This is a genomic window from Streptomyces sp. ICN903 (assembly GCF_022015835.1).
In the GTDB taxonomy this organism is placed as follows: Bacteria; Actinomycetota; Actinomycetes; order Streptomycetales; family Streptomycetaceae; genus Streptomyces; species Streptomyces fenghuangensis.
The window spans coordinates 1-3,401 of the sequence record NZ_JAKMAY010000439.1 but is presented as its reverse complement, the minus strand read 5'-3'; the positions used below and the strand labels follow the sequence as shown (position 1 = coordinate 3,401).

Below are 3,401 nucleotides of genomic sequence, written 5' to 3'. Positions count from 1 at the left end.
GGGTCCCGCAGTTCCGCCAGGAGTTCGTTCTGCCCGGCGAGCATCTCGGTCAGGATCCGGCGCGCGGCCCGCATCAGCTCCGCGACGTCCCCGCCGGCCAGCTCGTAGACCACGGTGGAGCCCTCGCGGGTGGCGGTGACTATGCCCGAGCGGCGCAGTACCGCGAGCTGCTGCGAGAGGTTGGGCGGCTCGACCTCGATGGCGGCCAGCAGGTCGCGTACCGGCTTCGGGCCGTCCTGGAGCAGCTCCAGGACGCGGATGCGGACCGGATGCCCCAGCATCCGGAAGAACTCGGCCTTGGCCTGGTACAGCGGAACCGGCACGGGAACCTCGGTCTCCTCGGCGTTCGCCCCGGCCCGGTGGGCCGCGACGGGTGTCCTCGGGTCCTCGGGCAGAGGACTTGCACCGTGAAGCATCTATGGAATTGCATAATTCTGCAACTTGTCGATTGGTGGAGGCGGCGTCAGACAAGCGGCGGAGGGAGGACGGCTCCGGTCAGACGGCCGTCCGTTTCTCGGGCCGCCCGTCTGCCGGGAGGGGCGGCTTCTTCCTGCGCCGACCTGCGGGAACGTGCTCGGAGTCGGGCAACTCCGGGTGCTTGACGGCCGGTTGGGGGCTTCCTATGGTCTCCTCGTTCTACCGGAAAGATTCCGGAAGGTTTCTCTCCCCCGTGTTTCCCACCCCCCACCGCGAGCCGGGCCCGAGCGCTCCCGGATGAGGAGAGCCGGGCCCGGCCGCGCACCAGGAAGGAACCTGAGTTGACCAGGACAACGAGCGCCACCACGGAGGCGGCCGCGCACCGCCCGCACCGCCCGCACCGCCCGCACCGTCCGCACCGCCCGGGCCGTCTGCGCCGCCTCGCGGCGCCCCTGCTGCTCGCCGCCGGCCTCTGCATGAGCTCCCTGGCCACGGCGGGGCCGGTCCAGGCCGTGGACAGCACCGTCATCACCCACACCCAGAGCGGCGGCCGGACCGTCTCGTTCACCTTCGACGACGGCCCCGACCCCACCCACACCCCCCGCCTGCTGGAAGTGCTGCGCAAGCACAACGTCAAGGCGACCTTCTGCCTGTGGGGCGACCATGTGCGGCGGTACCCGTACCTGGTGAGCCGGATCGCCGCCGACGGCCACCGGCTGTGCAACCACTCCATGGCCCACCAGGACATGGGCGGCTGGTCCCAGCAGCAGATACGCCAGAACCTGGAACAGGTCAACAACGCGATCCGCCAGGCCGCTCCGGGCGCACAGATCACCTACTTCCGGGCCCCGTACGGCAGTTGGGGCCAGTCCCCGCAGGTGGCGGCCTCGATGGGGATGCAGCCGCTGGGCTGGCGGGCGGACATCGGCGACTGGCAGCCGCCGGGCACGGGCGAACTGGTCAACCGGGTCATGCAGCGCGTCACGCCCGGGGCCGTGATGCTGATGCACGACGGCGGCGGTGACCGCGGCCAGACCGTCTCGGCCGTCGACCAGACCATCCCGCGGCTGAAGGCACAGGGCTACACGTTCGACCAGCCGGCCGTCCGCTGACCCCTGGCGGCACGTGTCCGCACGCACCGGCACGCACCTGCGGCACCGGCCCCGGCGGGGAACCCCTCCGGGGCCGGTGCCGTGTGCGGCTGTGCGGTGCGCCGCCGTTCCGCCCGCAGGCTTCAGACGACGGCGCAGGCCGCGCCGTTCAGGGCGAAGGAGGCGGGCTCGCCGGTGTCGCCGGTGTGGCTCGCCTGGAAGCCGATCCGCGCACTGGCCCCGGCCGCCAGGGTGGAGTTGTACGAGGCGGGTCTGGCGGTCACCGCACCGCTGTTCGGGCTGTAGCTCGCGCCCCAGCCGGCGACGATGGTCTGGCCCGCGGGCAGGCGGAAGGAGAGCGACCAGCCGCTCAGCGGCGCGCTGCCGGTGTTGGTGACGGTGACGGACGCGGTCAGCCCGGTGTTCCAGGCGTTGGTGGTGTAGGCGACCCGGCAGGCCCCCGGCTCCGGCTCCGGCTCCGGGTCGGGCTCGGGTTCCGGGTCGGGATCGGTGGAGCCGGTGCCGTCCAGGCCGAAGAACGCGATGGCCCGGGCCGCCATGCCGCCGGCGGGCAGGGAGTGCCCGACCCCCTGGACGCTGACGGCCTCCACCGGGGCCTGGTCACCGGTGCCGCCGTAGCGGGTGCGGACCCAGTTCGGCTGCGGGCGATCGGTGTACGCGGGCGTGAGGCTCACCCCGTGGACGTCCGTCCACTGCTCGATCTGCTCGTTGAAGTTGGGATAGCGCAGGGTGCTGTCCTCGGTGCCGTGCCAGATCTGCATCCGGGGCCGCGGCCCGCTGTAACCGGGGTACGCGCCGCGCGCCAGGTCGCCCCACTGCCGCGGCGTCCTGTCCACGGTGCCGTTCGCGCATGCGCTGTTCCAGCCCGAGCCGTCGGTGGTGGCGAAGCAGGAGTGCGGCACGCCCGCGAAGGCCGCGCCCGCCTTGAACACGTCCGGGTAGTTGCCCACCAGGACGTTGGTCATCATCGCCCCCGAGGAGGCGCCGGTGACGTAGATCCGGTCCGGGTCGGCGTTCAGGCGCTGCTGCACGTAGCCCACCATCGAGCGGATGCCCACCGGGTCGCTGCCCCCGTCGCGCCGCAGCGCCTGCGGCGAGGAGACGTCGAAGCAGTTGCCGCTGCGGGTCGCCGACGGGTAGACCACGACGAACCCGTACCGGTCGGCCAGCGAGGCGAACTCGGTGCCGGAGTGGAACGCCGGGCCGGAGCCGGTGCAGTAGTGCACCGCCACCAGCACCGGCGGACGCTCCTGGACGGTGTCGGGCACGTACAGGTGCATGCGCAGATTGCTGGGGTTGCTGCCGAAGTTCGTCACCTCGGTCAGCGAGGCGGCGGAGGCCGGGGGCGCGGCGAGGGCCAGGAGGAGGGCCGCCACCATGGGCAGCACACCTCCCAGCAGCGCCGTCAGGCGCGATCCGGCCGGGCGCCCTCCGGATCTCCGCGCCGCCGTGCGCACGGATCTGTCGGTCATCTCCGTCTCCTTCCTAGACTGCGGAACGTGAAGGGACTGCTGCTGCGGCTGTCCGCGCTGGACGCGGACGCCGCCACCGCCGTACGCGTGATCGCCCACTTCGAGGCGCTGCTCGGCGGTGCGCTGGACCCGGTGACCCTGACGCGGTCCACGGCGGGGCTGGCCGGGTGCGCCGCGGGGCTGGAGCTGCCCGACGGCCGCACGGTGCGGTTCGCCCCGGACGGCGCCGCCCTGACGGGCGCGCCCGGACGCGTCTCGGGCCGGGTGGACCTGGAGCCGGCCGGCCGCGTGTGGCTGGAACGCCCCGGCGTGCCGGGGCCGTTCGACGAGCTGGTGCTGGAGTGGATGGCCATCGCCGCCCGTGTGCTGGCGGGCCGTCCCCGCCCGGCCCGCACCCCCC

General features: G+C 73.2%; 3 protein-coding genes and 1 pseudogene. 2 read left to right on the top strand and 2 right to left on the bottom strand.

What is annotated here, in order from left to right:
* A partial coding sequence (locus L7D48_RS27355; RefSeq protein WP_237883556.1) for a helix-turn-helix transcriptional regulator occupies positions 1 to 323 on the bottom strand: 323 nt, incomplete at its 3' end.
* Positions 324 to 758: 435 nt separating this feature from the next.
* Between L7D48_RS27355 and L7D48_RS27350 the strand changes: the two genes are divergently transcribed.
* The gene (locus L7D48_RS27350; RefSeq protein WP_237883554.1) at positions 759 to 1,529 is read left to right on the top strand and encodes a polysaccharide deacetylase family protein; all 771 of its coding nucleotides are present in this window, start codon (positions 759 to 761) and stop codon (positions 1,527 to 1,529) included.
* A gap of 122 nt (positions 1,530 to 1,651) precedes the next feature.
* Here L7D48_RS27350 and L7D48_RS27345 read toward each other — a convergent pair whose 3' ends face one another.
* Positions 1,652 to 3,001, bottom strand: a complete 1,350-nt coding sequence (locus tag L7D48_RS27345; protein ID WP_237883552.1) for a PHB depolymerase family esterase — start codon at positions 2,999 to 3,001, stop codon at positions 1,652 to 1,654.
* 27 nt (positions 3,002 to 3,028) lie between these two features.
* Between L7D48_RS27345 and L7D48_RS27340 the strand changes: the two are divergent.
* Positions 3,029 to 3,401, top strand: a pseudogene (locus L7D48_RS27340) (PucR family transcriptional regulator); the annotation flags it as partial.